This is a genomic window from Streptomyces sp. 15-116A, assembly GCF_025290915.1.
In the GTDB taxonomy this organism is placed as follows: domain Bacteria; phylum Actinomycetota; class Actinomycetes; order Streptomycetales; family Streptomycetaceae; genus Streptomyces.
This window is the reverse complement of record NZ_JAOCQE010000017.1, coordinates 14,716-29,319: the sequence shown is the minus strand read 5'-3', so window position 1 is coordinate 29,319 and position 14,604 is coordinate 14,716. Positions and strand designations below refer to the sequence as shown.

Here is a 14,604-nt window from a genome sequence, read left to right as displayed (position 1 = left end):
CTGGGGCATCTCCGGCCTGTCCAACTGCGGTAGCAAACGCGGCATATGACAGAGGCCGATGGCCGAGCGGCGTGCCTCACACCATTCCGTTGCGGTGGCGACAACCGCTATGGTCCCCGTTCGAAGGGGCATCCCCAGCTCGTACGACGCACAGGCGCGGCGTGCGGTTCGGGGAAGGGCCGCGATCCCTCGCCCCCCACCATGCCCTCGGGGGGAGGGAAGGAACCCGGAACAATGCCCGTACCCGTACCGCGGCAGAGAGCGATCCCGGCCGCGGAAAGCGGTCAGGCGCACGCCGTGTCACACCACGGCGGCACCACCAGGGCCTCCACCGAGGCCCTGACAGGCGCCCCGCGCACGGCAGGCCAGGCCGAGAACATCACGGACCGGGCCAGGACCGCGCCGGGGAGGGCCGAGACGACCGCCCACACCAACCTCACACTGCTGCTGATCGAGGACGACCCGGCGGGGTCGCCGATCGTGCCGGACCTGCTCGACCAGACCGGCAAGCCGATCCGTGTCCGCACCGCCCGCAACCTCACCGAGGCCGAGCGGCTGCTCACCGACGACGTCCACTGCATCCTGCTGGACCTCGCGCTGCCCGCGCCGGGCCGGGCGAGGAGCGCTGACAACGGTGCCGGTGACGACGGTCACGGTGACGACGACCACGACGAGCTGGCCGTGCTCAAGCACGTGCTGGAGCTCGCGCCCCGGCATGCCGTCCTCGCGCTCACCGCGTCCGGCGACGCCGAGCGGGGCGCCGAGGCGGTGCGGGTGGGCGCCCAGGACTACCTCTTCCGTGACGAACTGGACGGCCGGCTGCTGAGCCGCGCGATCCGGTACGCCGTGGAGCGGAAACGCTCCGACTCGGCGGAGCGGAGGCTCGCCGAGGGGCGCGTGCGCGCCCAGGAGAACCGCCGGCTGGAGCGCGGCCTGCTGCCGACGCCGCTGCTCGAGGGCTCCTCCCTGCGCTTCGCCGCGCGCTACCGCCCCGGCCGTTCGCGGGCGCTGCTCGGCGGCGACTTCTACGACGTCGTACGCACCTCGGACGGCACCGTGCACGCCATGATCGGTGACGTCTGCGGGCACGGGCCCGACGAGGCCGCGCTCGGCGTGGAGCTGCGGATCGCCTGGCGCGCGCTGACCCTGGCGGGGCTGTGCGGCGACCAGCTGCTGGGCACGCTGCAGCAGGTGCTGGAGCACGAGCGGGCCGACGACGAGATCTTCGCGACGCTGTGCACGGTCGACATCGCGCCGGACGGGCGCCGGGCCGGGCTGTGCCTGGCCGGTCACCCCTCGCCGTTGCTGGCCCGGCCCGGGTTTCCCGCGCGGCTGCTGCCGTACGACAACAACGGGCCGGCGCTCGGGTTGCTGCCGGGGGCCCGGTGGCCGCGAATGCAGGTGGAGCTGGGGGCCGAGTGGAGCCTGATGCTCTACACCGACGGGCTGATCGAGGGCCGGGTCGGGGAGAGCGGGGAGCGGCTCGGGCAGGACGGGATGGTCGAGATGGTGCGGAGGCAGCTGGCGCTGGGGCTGCGGGGCGAGGAGTTGTTGCAGGCGGCGGTCAATGAGGTCAGGGAGCTCAATGGGGGCGAGCTGACTGATGATGTGGCTGTGCTGCTGCTGGACCGGGCGGTGTGAGGGCGTGTGAGGGCGTGTGAGGGCCGCCGGACGCGCCGTGGGGGGCTCGGTTGTGTGCCGGGTGCGGGTGCGTTGTGGCTTGTCGCGCCCGCGCGGCGGAGCCGCAGATCGACACAGCCCGCGCCCCTGAAGGGGCGCGTCCGCTCGCGTTTCTTTTCAGCGGCCGCCGTTGTACGGGCCGTAAGGGCCGTCGCTGCTGGAACCTCTGGTTCTGCGGCCGCCGCCGGGGAGGCCTCGGAGGGCCGGGCGGACGTCGACCATGTAGACGATGATCGCGATGAGGCCGATGATCGGCAGGAACGACAGGATCGGGAAGATCAGGTTCACCACGAAGGCGATCCCGAGGATGATCAGCCAGAACGGCTTGGTCTGCTTGTCCGCCGCGCGGTAAGCGTCCTCACGGCGCGTGGCGGCGTCGATCAGTGCGAAGCCGCTGAAAACGATCAGGGCCATGCTCAGCAGCCACATGAGATTCGCGAAGCCCTGCATCAGCACAACGTCCACCACCCGGGTCGGCTCGTCCTTACGCGGTCACCGTACCCGCAAGCGCCGGCCGGCTACCCGTAGAACGGGCCGGACACCGCGAGAGTGCCCGGCCCGTGCTCCTTACTTGGCGGGCGGGGTGGTCTTCTTGGCGGCCGGCGTGGTCTTGCGCGCCGGGGCCTTCTTCGCGGCGGCCTTCTTCGCCGAGTCGTCCGTGACCTCGACGGCGGCCGGCTTGACCTCGGTCCTGGGCTCCGACTTCACGTCGGTCCTGGTCTCGCTCTTCGGCTCGGCCTTCGGCTCGACGGCCACGGCGATGTCCTCGATGTTCTCCGCGGCCTCGCCGCGCCAGGTCTTCACGGTCTGCTCACCGTGCTCGGCGACCTTCTCGTAGGCCTCCCGGGCCTTGACCGCGTACTCGGCGGCCACGCCCACCCCGCGCAGGGCGAGGTCCTGGGCGGTCTCGCCGAGCTTCTTCAGGTCGGCGTCGAGGGAGCCGAGGAGCTCGTTGACCTTGGCCTGGAGGTTCTCCTGCGTCTCCTTGACCCGGGTGGACGCCTTCTCCTGGACGGCCTTGGGGTCGGTGTTGCGGACGGCCTCGAGCCGGGCCGGGGCCTCGGTGCGCAGCTGTTCCACCAGGGCCGGCACCTTCTTGGCCTGCTGCAGCGCCAGGTCGGCGGTACCGGCGGCGAAGTAGAGCGGAGTCGGGTTGCTGAAGGTCTTGCGCAGGTCGTCGGTGATGGCCATGGTGAGGGTCCTCCCGGATGTCGTGTTCGGCTGAGGGTTCGTGTGATCCGCGGCGGACGGCCGGTGCCCTGGTCCGGCTCAGCCGGCCGTCTGCTGCGGATCGCTGTCGCTGCTGTCGCCGCGGTCGCGGCGTTCGGCGGACGTGCCGCCCGTGCTGGTGGAGGCGTCGCTCTCCTCGAGGGACTCCGCCGCCGTCTCCGTCACCTCGCCGTCCCTGAGGTCCGCGAAACCGTTCTCCTTGCGGAACGACTCGTACACCTGCAGGAGCACCTGCTTCTGACGCTCGGTCAGGGTCGGGTCGGCGAGGATCACGGCACGCGTCTCGACCTCGTCCCGGTCCCGCTCGGCGTCCAGGATCCCGGCGCGGACGTACAGCGTCTCGGCGGAGATCCGCAGCGCCTTGGCGACCTGCTGCAGCACCTCCGCGCTCGGCTTGCGCAGTCCGCGCTCGATCTGGCTCAGATACGGATTGGACACCCCGGCGGCATCGGCGAGCTGCCGCAGCGACAGCTGTGCACTGCGCCGCTGCTCGCGCAGATACTCACCGAGATTGCCGACGTTGAGCGATGCCATACCCCCACCTTGCCGCACCCCGCTAACTATTGCAAGCACCTGCTTGCAAGAGTTACGCCAAGACGGCTCAGCGTGGCGGGAAGGTGTACCGGGTGTGGCTGAACACCTGGCCGTCGTGCCCGAAGCTGTAGGCCGTGCCGGGGGTCACCGCGAACAGCAGGTCGTCGCCGCCGCGGATGTGGTCGCCGAAGCCGAAGAAGGTCCCCTCCGGCGAGGTGATGTGTCCGGCGTACTGCTCCTCGAACGCGGCGATGACCTCCTCCTGCCGCGCCGGGTCCGTCACCTGCTCCGCCGTGCCCTCGATCACGATGTCGAGGCCCCCGGAGAGGGTGTTGTGTCCCGTGGTCAGGGCGCAGTGGGCGTTGCCGGCCAGGTTCTTCGCCTTCTGCTCGCCCCGCCCCGTGCTGAAGTGCAGCGCCCCGTCGTGCCAGGCGGCGATCAGCGGAGTGACGTGCAGGCGGCCGTCCGGCCGGACCGTGGTGATCCAGAAGACCTCTGCCTCCCGCAGCCGGCGCTGGGCCTCCGCCCAGTCGGTGGCCGTGACGTCCTGCGCACCGGGGCGCGGGTTGAGCGCGGAGCTGTAGCGGGCGTCGAGTTCGGTCCTGGGCTGCTGAGGAGTCATGCGGAACTCCCTTCCCTGTGCCTCCCCCGCAGGCTACGCAGCACAGCCCGCCACCACTCGGCCGCCACGCAGGTCCCCCGGCCCCTACGGCCGTCGCGCGACGAACACGAACTCCTTGCCGGGGCGGTCGGGCGCGTCGCGTACGTCCTCCAGCGCATACCCCTCACCGGCCAGCTGCGCCTCGACCTCCCGGCGCCCGCGAAAGCGCAACGTCGAGTCCGAGGTCAGCACCTGACCGTCCGCCGCGAACACATACGTCCAGCGGAACGTCACCAGCGGTTCGGTGACGTCGGTCAGCTCGACCCAGGTCTCGACCGCGCCGACGCCCGGGATGTCCGTCACCCGGTACGACGCCTCACGGTTCCACTCCTCCCAGGCACGCCGGGCCGGATCCCGCGTCTCGAACACGAAGCGCCCGCCCGGCCGCAGCGCGTCGTAGGCGCCCCGCAGCGTCTTGCGCCAGGCCCCCGGGTCGACGACGGCCTGGGCGGCGTTCCCCGTCATGGTCGCCAGGTCGACCCGCAGCGGCGGCAGCGCCGTGGCGTCGCCGCCGATCCAGCGCACCCGCTCCCCGCCCGGCTTGCCCCGGGCCACGTCGAGCGACGCCTCGGCGGGGTCGACGCCGACGACCTCGACGCCACGCTCGGCCAGCAGCAGCGCCAGCACGCCGGTGCCGCAGCCGATGTCCAGCACCCGGCGCGCCCCGAACTCCCGCGCCATGGCGACGTACGCGTCGAGGTCGCGGCGGTCGGGGTCGAGCGCGTCGTAGATCGCGGCGAGCCGTGGATGCCCGAAGCACTCGTCAGTCATGCGCCGAAGGTAGGGGCAGACCGGTCAGGAATCGAGAAGCGGCGCCCCCGGGTGCTGCCTAGCCTGAACGACATGGACATCACCATTCACACCACCGCACTTCCCCACGACGACCCGGAGGAGTCCGTCGCCTTCTACCGGGACGTGCTCGGCTTCGAGGTCCGCAGCGACGTCGGCAAGGGCACCATGCGCTGGATCACCGTCGGCCCGCCCAACCAGCCCGACACGTCGATCCTGCTGGCGCCGCCGGCCATCGACCCCGGGATCACCGAGGACGAGCGCCGCGTCATCCGCGAGATGATGGCCAAGGGCACGTACGGCTGGATCCTGCTGGCCACGCCCAACCTCGACGAGACCTTCGAAAAGGTGCAGGCCCGCGACATCGAGGTCGTCCAGGAGCCGACCGATCAGCCGTACGGCGTCCGCGACTGCGCGTTCCGCGACCCCGCGGGCAATCTGGTCCGCATCCAGGAAGTCCGCTGAGCCTTCGGGCCCGCGCTCCCAGCACAGCCCTCCCGTCCCTTGCACGCCGCCCGCCCTGCCGCGCGGGCGGCGTCGTTCGTCCGCCACCGCAGAAGCCCACCGCAGACATCACGGCCTCACCGCAGGAGTCACACATGTGCCAGCCCGAATGGGGACGCGCCCGCACCGCCGCCCTCGCCGAGACCGGTCAGGATTCAAGAAGCACCACCCACCCCACCGCACCTAGCGTGAGGGACATGGCAACCATCGCATCCCTCACCCTCGAAGTGGCCGACACCGAGGCCGCCCACCGCTTCTACACCACCGCCTTCGGCCTGGACACGCAGCTCCGTCTGAGGCCCGCCCAGGCCCCCACCTCCGGCTTCCGCGGCTTCACGCTCTCGCTCGTGGTGTCCCAGCCGGCCGACGTCAACGCCCTCGTCGACGCGGCGGTCGCCGCCGGCGCCACGACGCTGAAGCCCGCCGCCAAGTCGCTGTGGGGCTACGGAGGCGTCGTCCAGGCCCCGGACGGGACGATCTGGCAGATCGCGTCGTCGTCGAAGAAGGACACCGGCCCGGCGACCCGGGCGTTCGACGAACTCGTCCTGCTGCTGGGCGTCGAGGACGTGACCGCGAGCAAGCGCTTCTACGTCGACCGGGGCCTCACCGTGGCCAAGGGCTTCGGCAGCAAGTACGTCGAGTTCGCCACCGGCACGGGCCCGGTCAAGCTGGCCCTGTACAAGCGGCGCGGCCTGGCCAAGGTCGCCGGCGTCTCCCCCGAGGGCACCGGCTCGCACTGCCTCGCCGTGGGCGGCGACATCGGCTCCTTCACCGACCGGGACGGGTTCGTGTGGGAGGACGCCCCCGCGGCGCCGACGCTCGCGCAGATCGCGGAAGGGATCGAGACGAAGTGACCACGCCGGACACGACGATCGCGCCGCCCCGCTCCCTGGCCGAGCGGCTGCGGGACACCCGCGCGAAGCTGGAGAGCGAGATCGACCTCTGGGTCGCGACGGCCGGCTCAACGGGCGGCGCCCACCTCGTCCCGCTCTCCTACCGCTGGGACGGCAGCACCTTCCTCATCTCCACCCCGCGCTCCTCGATCACCGGCCGCAACCTCCTCGCCGACCCCCGGGTCCGCCTGAGCCTCGGCCCCACCCGCGACGTCGTCATCGTCGACGGCACCGCCGAGCCGGTGGACCTCGCCGAGCTGGGCTCCGAGGCGGCCGAGGCGTTCGCGGCCAGGACCGGCTTCAACCCCGGCGCCTGCGACGAGCCCTACCAGTACTTCCGCATCCACCCCGTCCGCATCCAGGCCTGGCGCGAGGCCGACGAACTCAGCGGCCGCACCCTGATGCGCGACGGCGCCTGGCTCGGCTGACCGACCCGGCGTAAGCCACGCCCCTCAGAACGGCAGCGGCCGCGCCGCCACCACGTCCAGCCGCGACACGGCCCGCGTCAGCACCACGTACAGCCGGTGCAGCCCCCGCTCCTCCGCCTCGGCGACGCGCGCGGGCTCGACGGCCACCACATGGTCGTACTCCAGCCCCTTGGCGGCGCTCGCCGGCACCAGGCTCACCCGCGCACCCAGCTCCGCCACACCACCGACCGGCACACCGGCCCCGGCCAGCACCTCCCGCAGCCCGGGCACATCCGCGTCCGCCGCGACGACCCCGACGGAACCCTCCCGTCCGAGCGCCTCGCGCACGGCGCTCACCACCGCGTCCGGCACATCACCGGCCGCGGCGACCTCCCGGATACGCAGCTCCCCGTCCCCGCGCAGGGAACGGGGAGCCGGCACATCGACGTCCAACCGCCGGAGCAGCCGGTTGGCCAGGGCGAGGATCGTGCGCGGCACCCGGTAACCGGTGGTCAGGGGGATCACAGCGGCGTCCGGTTTCCCCAGATGGCGCAGCAGGGCGGGCCAGGAGCGGGCGGCCCAGGGGGTGGTGCCCTGCGCCAGGTCGCCCAGCACGGTCAGCGAGCCGAAGGAGGACCGACGGGCGACGACCCGGCACTCCATCGGCGACAGATCCTGAGCCTCGTCGACGACGACATGACCGTAGCCCTCAGGATGCTCGACGAGCCCCGCCACCTCGTCGAGAAGCACCAGGTCAGCGGCCGACCAGCGCGCCGATCGCCACGACCGCGGCGGCCTCGCCCACAGCACCGCCTTCTGCTCCTCGGCGTCCAGCACCCCCTCGGCGGCACGGGCCAGCACGCCCGCGTCGGTGAGGAGTTCGGCCACCACCTCCTCCGCCCGGACCCGCGGCCACACCGCGTCGAGGCAGGCGGTGACCGGCCGGGCCCGCTCGATCCGCCGCACCCACGCCTGCCCGCGCGGCCCGCTCCGCCGCTCGGCCTGCTCCCGCAGACTCCGCACGATCCGCGCCCGCACACGCTCCCGCCCGATGTCGTACGGCGGCTCCTCGGCCCGTACGTCCGCCACGATCGCCGACAGCTCCTCCCCGGGGATGCGCCACCGGTAGGCGCCGTCGGGCACGGCGAGCGGGCCGGCGGCGTCGGCCCGCACGTGCGCGTACAGCGCCCGGCGCAGCACCTCGGCCATCCGTGCGTCGTGCTTGACCAGCGCCGCCCGCTCGTCGTCGGTCCCGGTCACCGGATGCCGGGCGATCTCCTCGACCAGCGTCGACTGGCGCACCCCGCTCTCGCCGAGCGCCGGGAGGACCTCCGCGATGTACGACAGGAAGGTGCGGTTGGGCCCGAGGATCAGCAGTCCGCCGCGGCGCAGGCGCTGTGGGTGGGTGTAGAGCAGGTAGGCCGCCCGGTGCAGTCCGACGGCGGTCTTGCCGGTACCGGGGGCGCCCTGCACGCACACGGAGGCGGCGAGGTCCGCGCGGACGAGGTCGTCCTGCTCGGGCTGGATGGTGGCCGCGATGTCCCGCATGGGCCCGACGCGGGGGCGTTCGATCTCCCGGGTCACGATGGCGCTGGTGGTGGCCGACTGTTCCTGGCCCCGCCGCAGATGCTCGTCCTCGAGTCCGGTCAGGTCGGCGGAGTCGCCCCGGCTGCCCGGCGCCCAGCCGAACCGCCGGCGTACGGCGACGCCCTGTGGATCACGGGCCGAGGCCTGGTAGAAGGCGCGGGAGACGGGTGCCCGCCAGTCCACGACGAGGGGCGGGGCGGCGGGGTGCTCGGTGATGCGCAGCCGCCCGATGTGGTAGCGCTGGCCGAGGTGCCGGGTGTCGTCCGGGGAGAAGTCCAGCCGCCCGAAGAACAACGGCCCTTCGGGCAGTTCCCGCAGCTCCTTGGCCTGGCTGCGCAGCCGGTGTCCGAGCACTTCGGCGTCGGCCCCGGAGGCGGAGACGTCCTCGCCGGTGACGACCTGCTCGGCGGCGCCGCGGACCATGGCGTCGAGGACGGACCGGCAGCGGTCGTGGTGCAGGCGTTCCTGGAGGAGGGCGTGCTGGAGGGCGGTTTCGGGTGACGTCATTCCACAGAGCGTACCCACATCTCGTAACCGAGTTAAATTAATTACTCAGTCTCGTTCGAAGCAGTCGGCCGACCGTCCCTTCCAGCACCCCGAACGCCCGCTCCGCCGCCGCCACCGCATCCGGCCGCACGTCCTCCACCCGCTCCCCCGCCGCGATCCGCCGCCAGTTCTCCTGCGCGAGGATCCGGCGCACGGCGACGATCTGCCCAGCCGCGAGCCGCGCGTCGAGCCCGCCCCCGAGCGCCTCGGCCAGCGACTCCTCGGCCCGCTCCAGATACGCGTGCAGCCGCGCGACCAGCGCCGGAGTCCCGTAGAGCAGGGCATGAAAGGCGAGCACCCCGGGCTCGTCGCTGAGCCCGGTCACCGGATCGCACCGCTCCAGCCCGGCCAGAAAGTGCCGCCGCAGCGCCTCGACCGGCGCCGGCCCCTCCCTCACGACCCGCGCGGCCTCGTCCTGGTGATCGGCGATCCGGTACAGGACCAGATCCTCCTTGGCCGGGAAGTACCGGAAGAGCGTCGGCTTGGACACCTCGGCCGCGGCCGCCACCTCGGCGACGGACACGGCGTCGAACCCCCGCTCCAGAAAGAGCCGGACAGCGGTCTCCGACAACACCTGATACATCCGCTGCCGCTTACGCTCACGCAGGCCGGTCTCGCTCATGGGGACGAGCGTACGAGGTCACGCCGCGGCGCTGCGTTGCCACGGAGGTTCCGTGGCCAGGTCCCACAGGTCGTCGAAGTGCTTGATCCACGTGGCCACGGCGGCCTCCGCGGCGGCAGTGCCTTCGCGGGACCAGACGTTCAGGTCGGTGCGGTAGCCCTTCGGGTCGTAGTACTCCGGGCCCCGGTGCTGCAGGCGCATACGGGCGGAGACGTCGTACAGGCCGTGCAGGACCTGGACGCGGTTGAAGATGCAGATCTTGTCGCGCGGGATACCCGGATACAGGCGGTACTCGCACCGGACGACCACGCGGCCGGTCCCGGTGAGGCGGGTGGCGAGGTCCGAGAGGATCCCGTCGTACTCCTCGCAGCGGCGCAGCATCCGCTCACGGAAGGCAGGATCGTCCACGGGCCGGCCCTCGGGGCCGACGCGCGCCGGGACCGTCATCGGCTGCTCGAAGTCGGGGACGAGCATCCGCACGGACACTTCCCGCGTCGGTCCCGGATTGTCGAAGAGGGCCTCCAGACGGTGGTAGAGCGCGTGGTAGAGGGTCTCGCCGGTGTATCCGAGGAAGCCGATCTCCACCTTGCGGGCCTGGAAGGCCTCACTGACGAAATCACCCAGTTCGGACGAGGCCACCAGGGACCGGGTCGGCAGCCGCACGGAGGACGACAGCTCCTTCACGCTGTCGTACAGCACATACCCGACGAGGCTGAGCAGGGCGCCGCCGAGGAACGCCTTGTCCTCCAGGGCGTCTCCCACCGGCTGGACGAACTGTGCGGTCAGCCCGGTGACGAAGACGACCGCCAGGAGGGAACGGGTCAGGGCCGGTTCGAAGCGTTCCTGGTAGCGCCGCAACCGCTGTCCCACGCCACCGTCGCCCGCCCTGTTCCCCCGCTCCGGCATGCCGGGCCCCCTCCAACGCGCCAGGCCGACGCCCCGTCAGATCGCCCCCGGTGCACCGACGTTCGGAGCATTCATGTTCCCCTCACACAAGAGCCCGGGCAAGATAGGGGTTCACCGTCGAGCGGACCGGGAGGCCGAGGAAGCCGGTGGCCACCGCGAGCGTCACCGGGTACGAGTCCACCGCGCGCTGGACGTTCGGGGCGTCCATACCCGCACCGGTGACGATGCGGTCGAGATCGACGTAGGCGGACCGGACGATCTCCAACGAGCGGTAGAGCTGCCAGTCCTTGCGCCAGTCGCGGGTGTACTCGGGGGGCAGCAGCCGCTCCCATCGGCGGAACATGCGATCGCGGATCTCGGGACGGGTCGGCGTGAGGTGCATGTGGCGGACCAGGTCGTACAGCGGGTCGCCGACCAGCGCCATCTCCCAGTCGATGATCGTCACAGCCAGCGCGTCGTCCCGCCGGACCAGGTTCCAGGGGTTGAGGTCGCCGTGGAGGAGGGACGGTGCGCGGTTACTGACCTCGTGGCGGGACAGGATCTGAGCGAGGCGGTGGGCGTCCGGCAGGCCCAGGTGCCGGGCCAGCTGCTGTGACTTCTTGGGCAATTCGGTGACGAGCGCGACCAGTTGGTCCTTCAGCCAGTGAAAGAAGCGGTGGTCGACGGCCAGTTCCCAGGCCAGCGGGTCCAGCTGCCGGTAGTCCACCCTCGTCAGGGCGCACAGCTGGTCGACGAGCCCGTCCGCCTCGTGGGGCAGAAGGCCGCGCACGGGATGGTTCGGGGGGCGGCCGGTGTCGTCGGGCCCCACGTACGTGTGGACGGCGAAGGGATCGTCGGGGTAGCTGACTCCGAGGGCCAGAGCCCTCGGCGCCGCCACGGCGACCGGTGCCTCCTCGATGGCCCGCAGCACGGCGTGCTCGCTGAGGAAGCTGCGCTCCCGGCGGCACGCCTCGGCCAGTCGGCGGCGTACGACCAGGGGGGTATCGATGCTCGGCACCCGGACCACGGTGTTGAGGTGCGCGGTGCCCTTGAACACCCGGCTCGCGGGGGCCGCCCCCTCCAGCGCGAGAGCTTCGCGCACGGCGGTGTCGGAGAAGTCAGCGGGCAGCGGCAGACGCCGGTCCGGCTGCCAGGCGAATGCCTTGGCGACCAGGCCTTTGCTGTGCCCACGGCCTGCGCGGGATGCCAGCCAGCGGAACAGCGCACCCTCGATCTCCTTCTCACCCGGCACACTCGTGAGCCTCAGTGGGCCGGCCGCCACCTCCAGCGCCCGGCGCACCTCCGCAGTGGCCTCGTCCAGGCTCTTCTGAGTGAAGGAGTCCTCGAGGGAGCGCGCCGCCCGTATCACGTCGGGGAAGACGGACTGCGCCCGCTCGAAGGCGATGTAGTGCGGCAGGTCCCTGCTGAAACTGTTGAGGGCGGCGGGCCGTACTGACTGCATCGCCACCGCCCACGCCTCGACCACATCGAGCCACCGGTGGGCCGGGTACCGCATCCGCACCAGATGCGTCGCAAGATCGTGCAGCGGGTCGCCGTAGGTCGCCAGTTCCCAGTCGACGCAGATCAGCGGTTGTTCACCGGCGTACGACACGATCAGGTTGTCGCGGTGCAGGTCGGCGTGGAGGAGGCTGTAGGGCCGCCGGGCCATCGCGGGAACCCGGTCGGCGAACTCGAGAAGGGCAGTCCCGGGAATGCCGAGGGCGGCGAACAGGCCCCCGAACGCGGACCAGTTGGGCTGCCTGATCTGCTGGTCGGCGAGGTACGCCAGGGTCCGCAGGAAGCCCTGGCTGTCGGTGTCGTTCCGCGGCCAGACCGGCGGCAGCGGAGGCAGGGCGGCCCGCCGCACCTGAGACATCTGGGCCAGCATCCGGGCGAGTGCCTGGATGAGCAGAGTGTCGAGGGGCTTACCGTTTCCGCAGACGCTCGACAGGGGCACACCCTCCACATAGCTGAGGATGCTGAAGCCGTCGTCCTGGACAAGGCACTCCGGGACGTGCGGCAGGACGCCCTTGATCGCCCGCAGGATCTCGGCCTCGTCCGGCCACGTCCTGATCACGACCCGAAGCGCATCAACACGGCGCACCCGCACCGTCACCGAGGTTCCGGGCTCACGGCCGAGCAGCGAGGCCTCCCGCTCAGTCAGAGGCAGCACGTAGTTCCGGTTGTGATGGCCGTTTGTCGCTACTCCTCGCTCGGCGGCCTGATACGCGAAGGCCCGAAAGGCGGCGCCGGGCATGGCGCGCTCCCCGACTCCTGGTCGGGGAAAAGGTGGTGCGCCCACGGGCCGCTCCGGGAGGTGCGAGAGGAGTCACGTTCGACCGTACGCATGCAGGGGTGGGTCGTGCCTGTCGGTGTAGGCGCATCGGGCGTTTCGCCACCCGTTTGCCTGAAGACTGCGCGAGCCTGTTCGAGTCCGGCTGGTGAGCCCCTATACGAACAGAGGCGAGCAATCGCTCATCGGTGCGCAGATGCTACAGCACGCGACTCGTGCCTCCGGCGCCCCTGCGGTATCTCATGCCCCGTGCGGTTGTTCGGCGAGCAGTTCCCACACCGAGTCGAACCACTGGCGCATGCTGTCGACGAAGACGGACCCGGGAGATTGCGGGTCGTGGTCCTTCACGTGGTGGGTGAGCGTGGCGCCGACGCCCAGGACGTCGAGGGCCGTGATCACTTCGCCGCCCTCCAGCTGCATCGGCCGCTCCACCACCTGGTACATGCCGTGCAGTGCCTCCTCCGCGTTGAAGAGGTACAGCTTGAAGGCCGGGGGCAGCGGTGCGTGGCGGATGCGTACGTCGACCGACGGGACGAGTTCCTCCGTCTGGAGGTCTCTCAGCGCGGTCTGCAGTGAGGTGGTGTGCAGCTCCGTGATGGCGCGCAGGCGCTCCAGCGGGCGGGTGTCGGTGCGGTCGTCCTTGACGCGGGGGTACGGCAGGGGCAGCGAGGCGTCCGGCAGCAGCATCCGCAGGGTGATGCGCTGGGGGGAGATGGAGCCGCGCCGGATGCGCTGGGCCTGAAGGCCGATGTGGGCGCTGAGGGACTCGGAAGTCAACGTATAGACGTCGAGGACGACTTCGGGCGCCTCGAAGGCCTCGCTGATGAACAGCTCCAGTGTCACGTCCCGGCTCAGCCGGGTGGCCTTCGGCACCGTCGACTGGATGCGCTGGACCTTGATCACCCGTGAGCCGCTGCCCTGCCGCGACTCGATCCAGCCCTCGTCGGCCAGCTCCCGCAGCGCCCGCTGCACGGTGTCGCGGGAGACGCCGATCTCCTCGGCGAGATCCCGCTGGGACGGCAGAAAGGACCGCAGAGGGTATCGCCCGTCGGCTATCCGCCCGCGCAGCTCGTCGGCGATCGCCCGGAATCCCTTGCCTGCTCCTCCCCCGGCCCGCTGTTCGTCCACGTCTGGACCCTACCGTTCATGGGGCGTCAGCAATCGACTGCCCATCAACTGACTGACTGCGCATGCGGGTTACCGACGAGATATGGAGACCCGATGACCTTCGAGCGTCAGCCCGACGCCCGGACCAGCCTCAGCACCGGCTCCAGTGACCCCACGATCGCCGTGGCCCCCGCGTCCCGCAGCAGCTTCCCCTTGCGTTCGTTGCGGGCGTAGCCGAGGAAGGGGACTGAGGCTGCGCTGGCGGCCTGGAGGTCGGAGGGGGTGTCGCCGATCATCAGGGCGGAGCCGGGGGCCGCGCCCATGGCGCTCAGGGCGCGGTTGATGCAGTGGGGGTCGGGTTTGAGGTGGTGGAGCTCCTGGGTGCGGCCGTAGATGTGGGGGGTGAAGCAGGCGGTGAGGCCGCGGCTGTCGAGGTAGCTGCGCACCACCCGGGGGGAGTTGTTGGTGGTGATCGCCAGCCGGGAGCCCACCGCGGTCCAGGTGCGGATGAGGGGATCGGCCCAGGCGGTGGGCATCGCCGACCCGGCGGCCCGCAGCTCCTCCTTGGTGAGACGTTCCTCCAGCTCCGCGACCAGGTCACTGCCCGGATGGCGGCGGTCGACGGCACGGAGGACGACGTGCGGGTCGAGGGACTCGCGTTCCTTCTCCGTGAGCAGGCCGTGCAGGCCGCGGCCCTCCAGCCATTCGACGAGCTCCCTCGCCACGCGCTCCGCCGAGTGGCGGGCGAACAGGCGGCAGATCGGCCCGTCGAAGTCCCACAGCACGACACGGGCGGAAGCGATCAGATTCTGCAGGGCGTTCGGCTCCATCTCGGTCTCGGCCGTCACCGGATCAGTCTGTGTCGT

The 14,604-nt window shown here is 71.4% G+C and carries 15 protein-coding genes; 4 read left to right on the top strand and 11 right to left on the bottom strand.

Annotated elements, in window-relative coordinates:
• The first annotated feature begins 234 nt into the window (after positions 1 to 234).
• Positions 235 to 1,641, top strand: a complete 1,407-nt coding sequence (locus N4P33_RS05785) for a PP2C family protein-serine/threonine phosphatase (protein WP_260825176.1) — start codon at positions 235 to 237, stop codon at positions 1,639 to 1,641.
• A 156-nt stretch (positions 1,642 to 1,797) separates the two neighbouring features.
• Here the strand turns inward: N4P33_RS05785 and N4P33_RS05780 are convergent, their stop codons facing one another.
• From N4P33_RS05780 to N4P33_RS05760, 5 genes are all read right to left on the bottom strand, one after another.
• Positions 1,798 to 2,130, bottom strand: coding sequence for a DUF2516 family protein (locus N4P33_RS05780; RefSeq protein WP_260825175.1), 333 nt, complete (start codon positions 2,128 to 2,130; stop codon positions 1,798 to 1,800).
• Between the two features lie 117 nt (positions 2,131 to 2,247).
• Positions 2,248 to 2,871 (bottom strand): hypothetical protein, encoded by a 624-nt coding sequence (locus N4P33_RS05775; RefSeq protein ID WP_260825174.1) that lies wholly within the window; start codon positions 2,869 to 2,871, stop codon positions 2,248 to 2,250.
• 78 nt (positions 2,872 to 2,949) lie between these two features.
• Positions 2,950 to 3,444, bottom strand: a complete 495-nt coding sequence (locus N4P33_RS05770) for a helix-turn-helix domain-containing protein (protein ID WP_260825172.1) — start codon at positions 3,442 to 3,444, stop codon at positions 2,950 to 2,952.
• A gap of 67 nt (positions 3,445 to 3,511) precedes the next feature.
• Positions 3,512 to 4,066, bottom strand: coding sequence for a pyridoxamine 5'-phosphate oxidase family protein (locus N4P33_RS05765; protein ID WP_260825171.1), 555 nt, complete (start codon positions 4,064 to 4,066; stop codon positions 3,512 to 3,514).
• A gap of 84 nt (positions 4,067 to 4,150) precedes the next feature.
• The gene (locus N4P33_RS05760; protein ID WP_260825170.1) at positions 4,151 to 4,876 is read right to left on the bottom strand and encodes a class I SAM-dependent methyltransferase; all 726 of its coding nucleotides are present in this window, start codon (positions 4,874 to 4,876) and stop codon (positions 4,151 to 4,153) included.
• 72 nt (positions 4,877 to 4,948) lie between these two features.
• Between N4P33_RS05760 and N4P33_RS05755 the strand changes: the two genes are divergently transcribed.
• From N4P33_RS05755 to N4P33_RS05745, 3 genes are all read left to right on the top strand, one after another.
• Positions 4,949 to 5,359, top strand: coding sequence for a VOC family protein (locus N4P33_RS05755; RefSeq protein ID WP_260825168.1), 411 nt, complete (start codon positions 4,949 to 4,951; stop codon positions 5,357 to 5,359).
• A gap of 236 nt (positions 5,360 to 5,595) precedes the next feature.
• Positions 5,596 to 6,252 (top strand): glyoxalase, encoded by a 657-nt coding sequence (locus N4P33_RS05750; protein ID WP_260825167.1) that lies wholly within the window; start codon positions 5,596 to 5,598, stop codon positions 6,250 to 6,252.
• Positions 6,249 to 6,719 carry a pyridoxamine 5'-phosphate oxidase family protein gene (locus N4P33_RS05745; RefSeq protein ID WP_260825166.1) on the top strand — a complete coding sequence of 157 codons (471 nt, stop codon included), beginning with the start codon at positions 6,249 to 6,251 and terminating at the stop codon, positions 6,717 to 6,719. The genes N4P33_RS05750 and N4P33_RS05745 overlap by 4 nt, the downstream gene beginning before the upstream one ends.
• A 24-nt stretch (positions 6,720 to 6,743) precedes the next feature.
• Here N4P33_RS05745 and N4P33_RS05740 read toward each other — a convergent pair whose 3' ends face one another.
• From N4P33_RS05740 to N4P33_RS05715, 6 genes are all read right to left on the bottom strand, one after another.
• The gene (locus tag N4P33_RS05740) at positions 6,744 to 8,792 is read right to left on the bottom strand and encodes an AAA family ATPase (RefSeq protein WP_260825165.1); all 2,049 of its coding nucleotides are present in this window, start codon (positions 8,790 to 8,792) and stop codon (positions 6,744 to 6,746) included.
• Positions 8,793 to 8,829: 37 nt separating this feature from the next.
• On the bottom strand, positions 8,830 to 9,453 hold the full coding sequence (locus tag N4P33_RS05735) for a TetR/AcrR family transcriptional regulator (RefSeq protein ID WP_260825164.1): 624 nt from the start codon (positions 9,451 to 9,453) through the stop codon (positions 8,830 to 8,832).
• Between the two features lie 18 nt (positions 9,454 to 9,471).
• Positions 9,472 to 10,359 (bottom strand): hypothetical protein, encoded by an 888-nt coding sequence (locus tag N4P33_RS05730; RefSeq protein WP_260825163.1) that lies wholly within the window; start codon positions 10,357 to 10,359, stop codon positions 9,472 to 9,474.
• An 82-nt stretch (positions 10,360 to 10,441) separates the two neighbouring features.
• The gene (locus N4P33_RS05725) at positions 10,442 to 12,595 is read right to left on the bottom strand and encodes an aminoglycoside phosphotransferase family protein (RefSeq protein WP_260825162.1); all 2,154 of its coding nucleotides are present in this window, start codon (positions 12,593 to 12,595) and stop codon (positions 10,442 to 10,444) included.
• Positions 12,596 to 12,871: 276 nt separating this feature from the next.
• A complete protein-coding gene (locus N4P33_RS05720; protein ID WP_260825161.1) occupies positions 12,872 to 13,759 on the bottom strand; it encodes a winged helix-turn-helix domain-containing protein in 888 nt (295 codons plus the stop codon).
• Positions 13,760 to 13,866: 107 nt separating this feature from the next.
• On the bottom strand, positions 13,867 to 14,586 hold the full coding sequence (locus tag N4P33_RS05715; protein ID WP_399028699.1) for an HAD family hydrolase: 720 nt from the start codon (positions 14,584 to 14,586) through the stop codon (positions 13,867 to 13,869).
• Positions 14,587 to 14,604 lie beyond the last annotated feature (18 nt).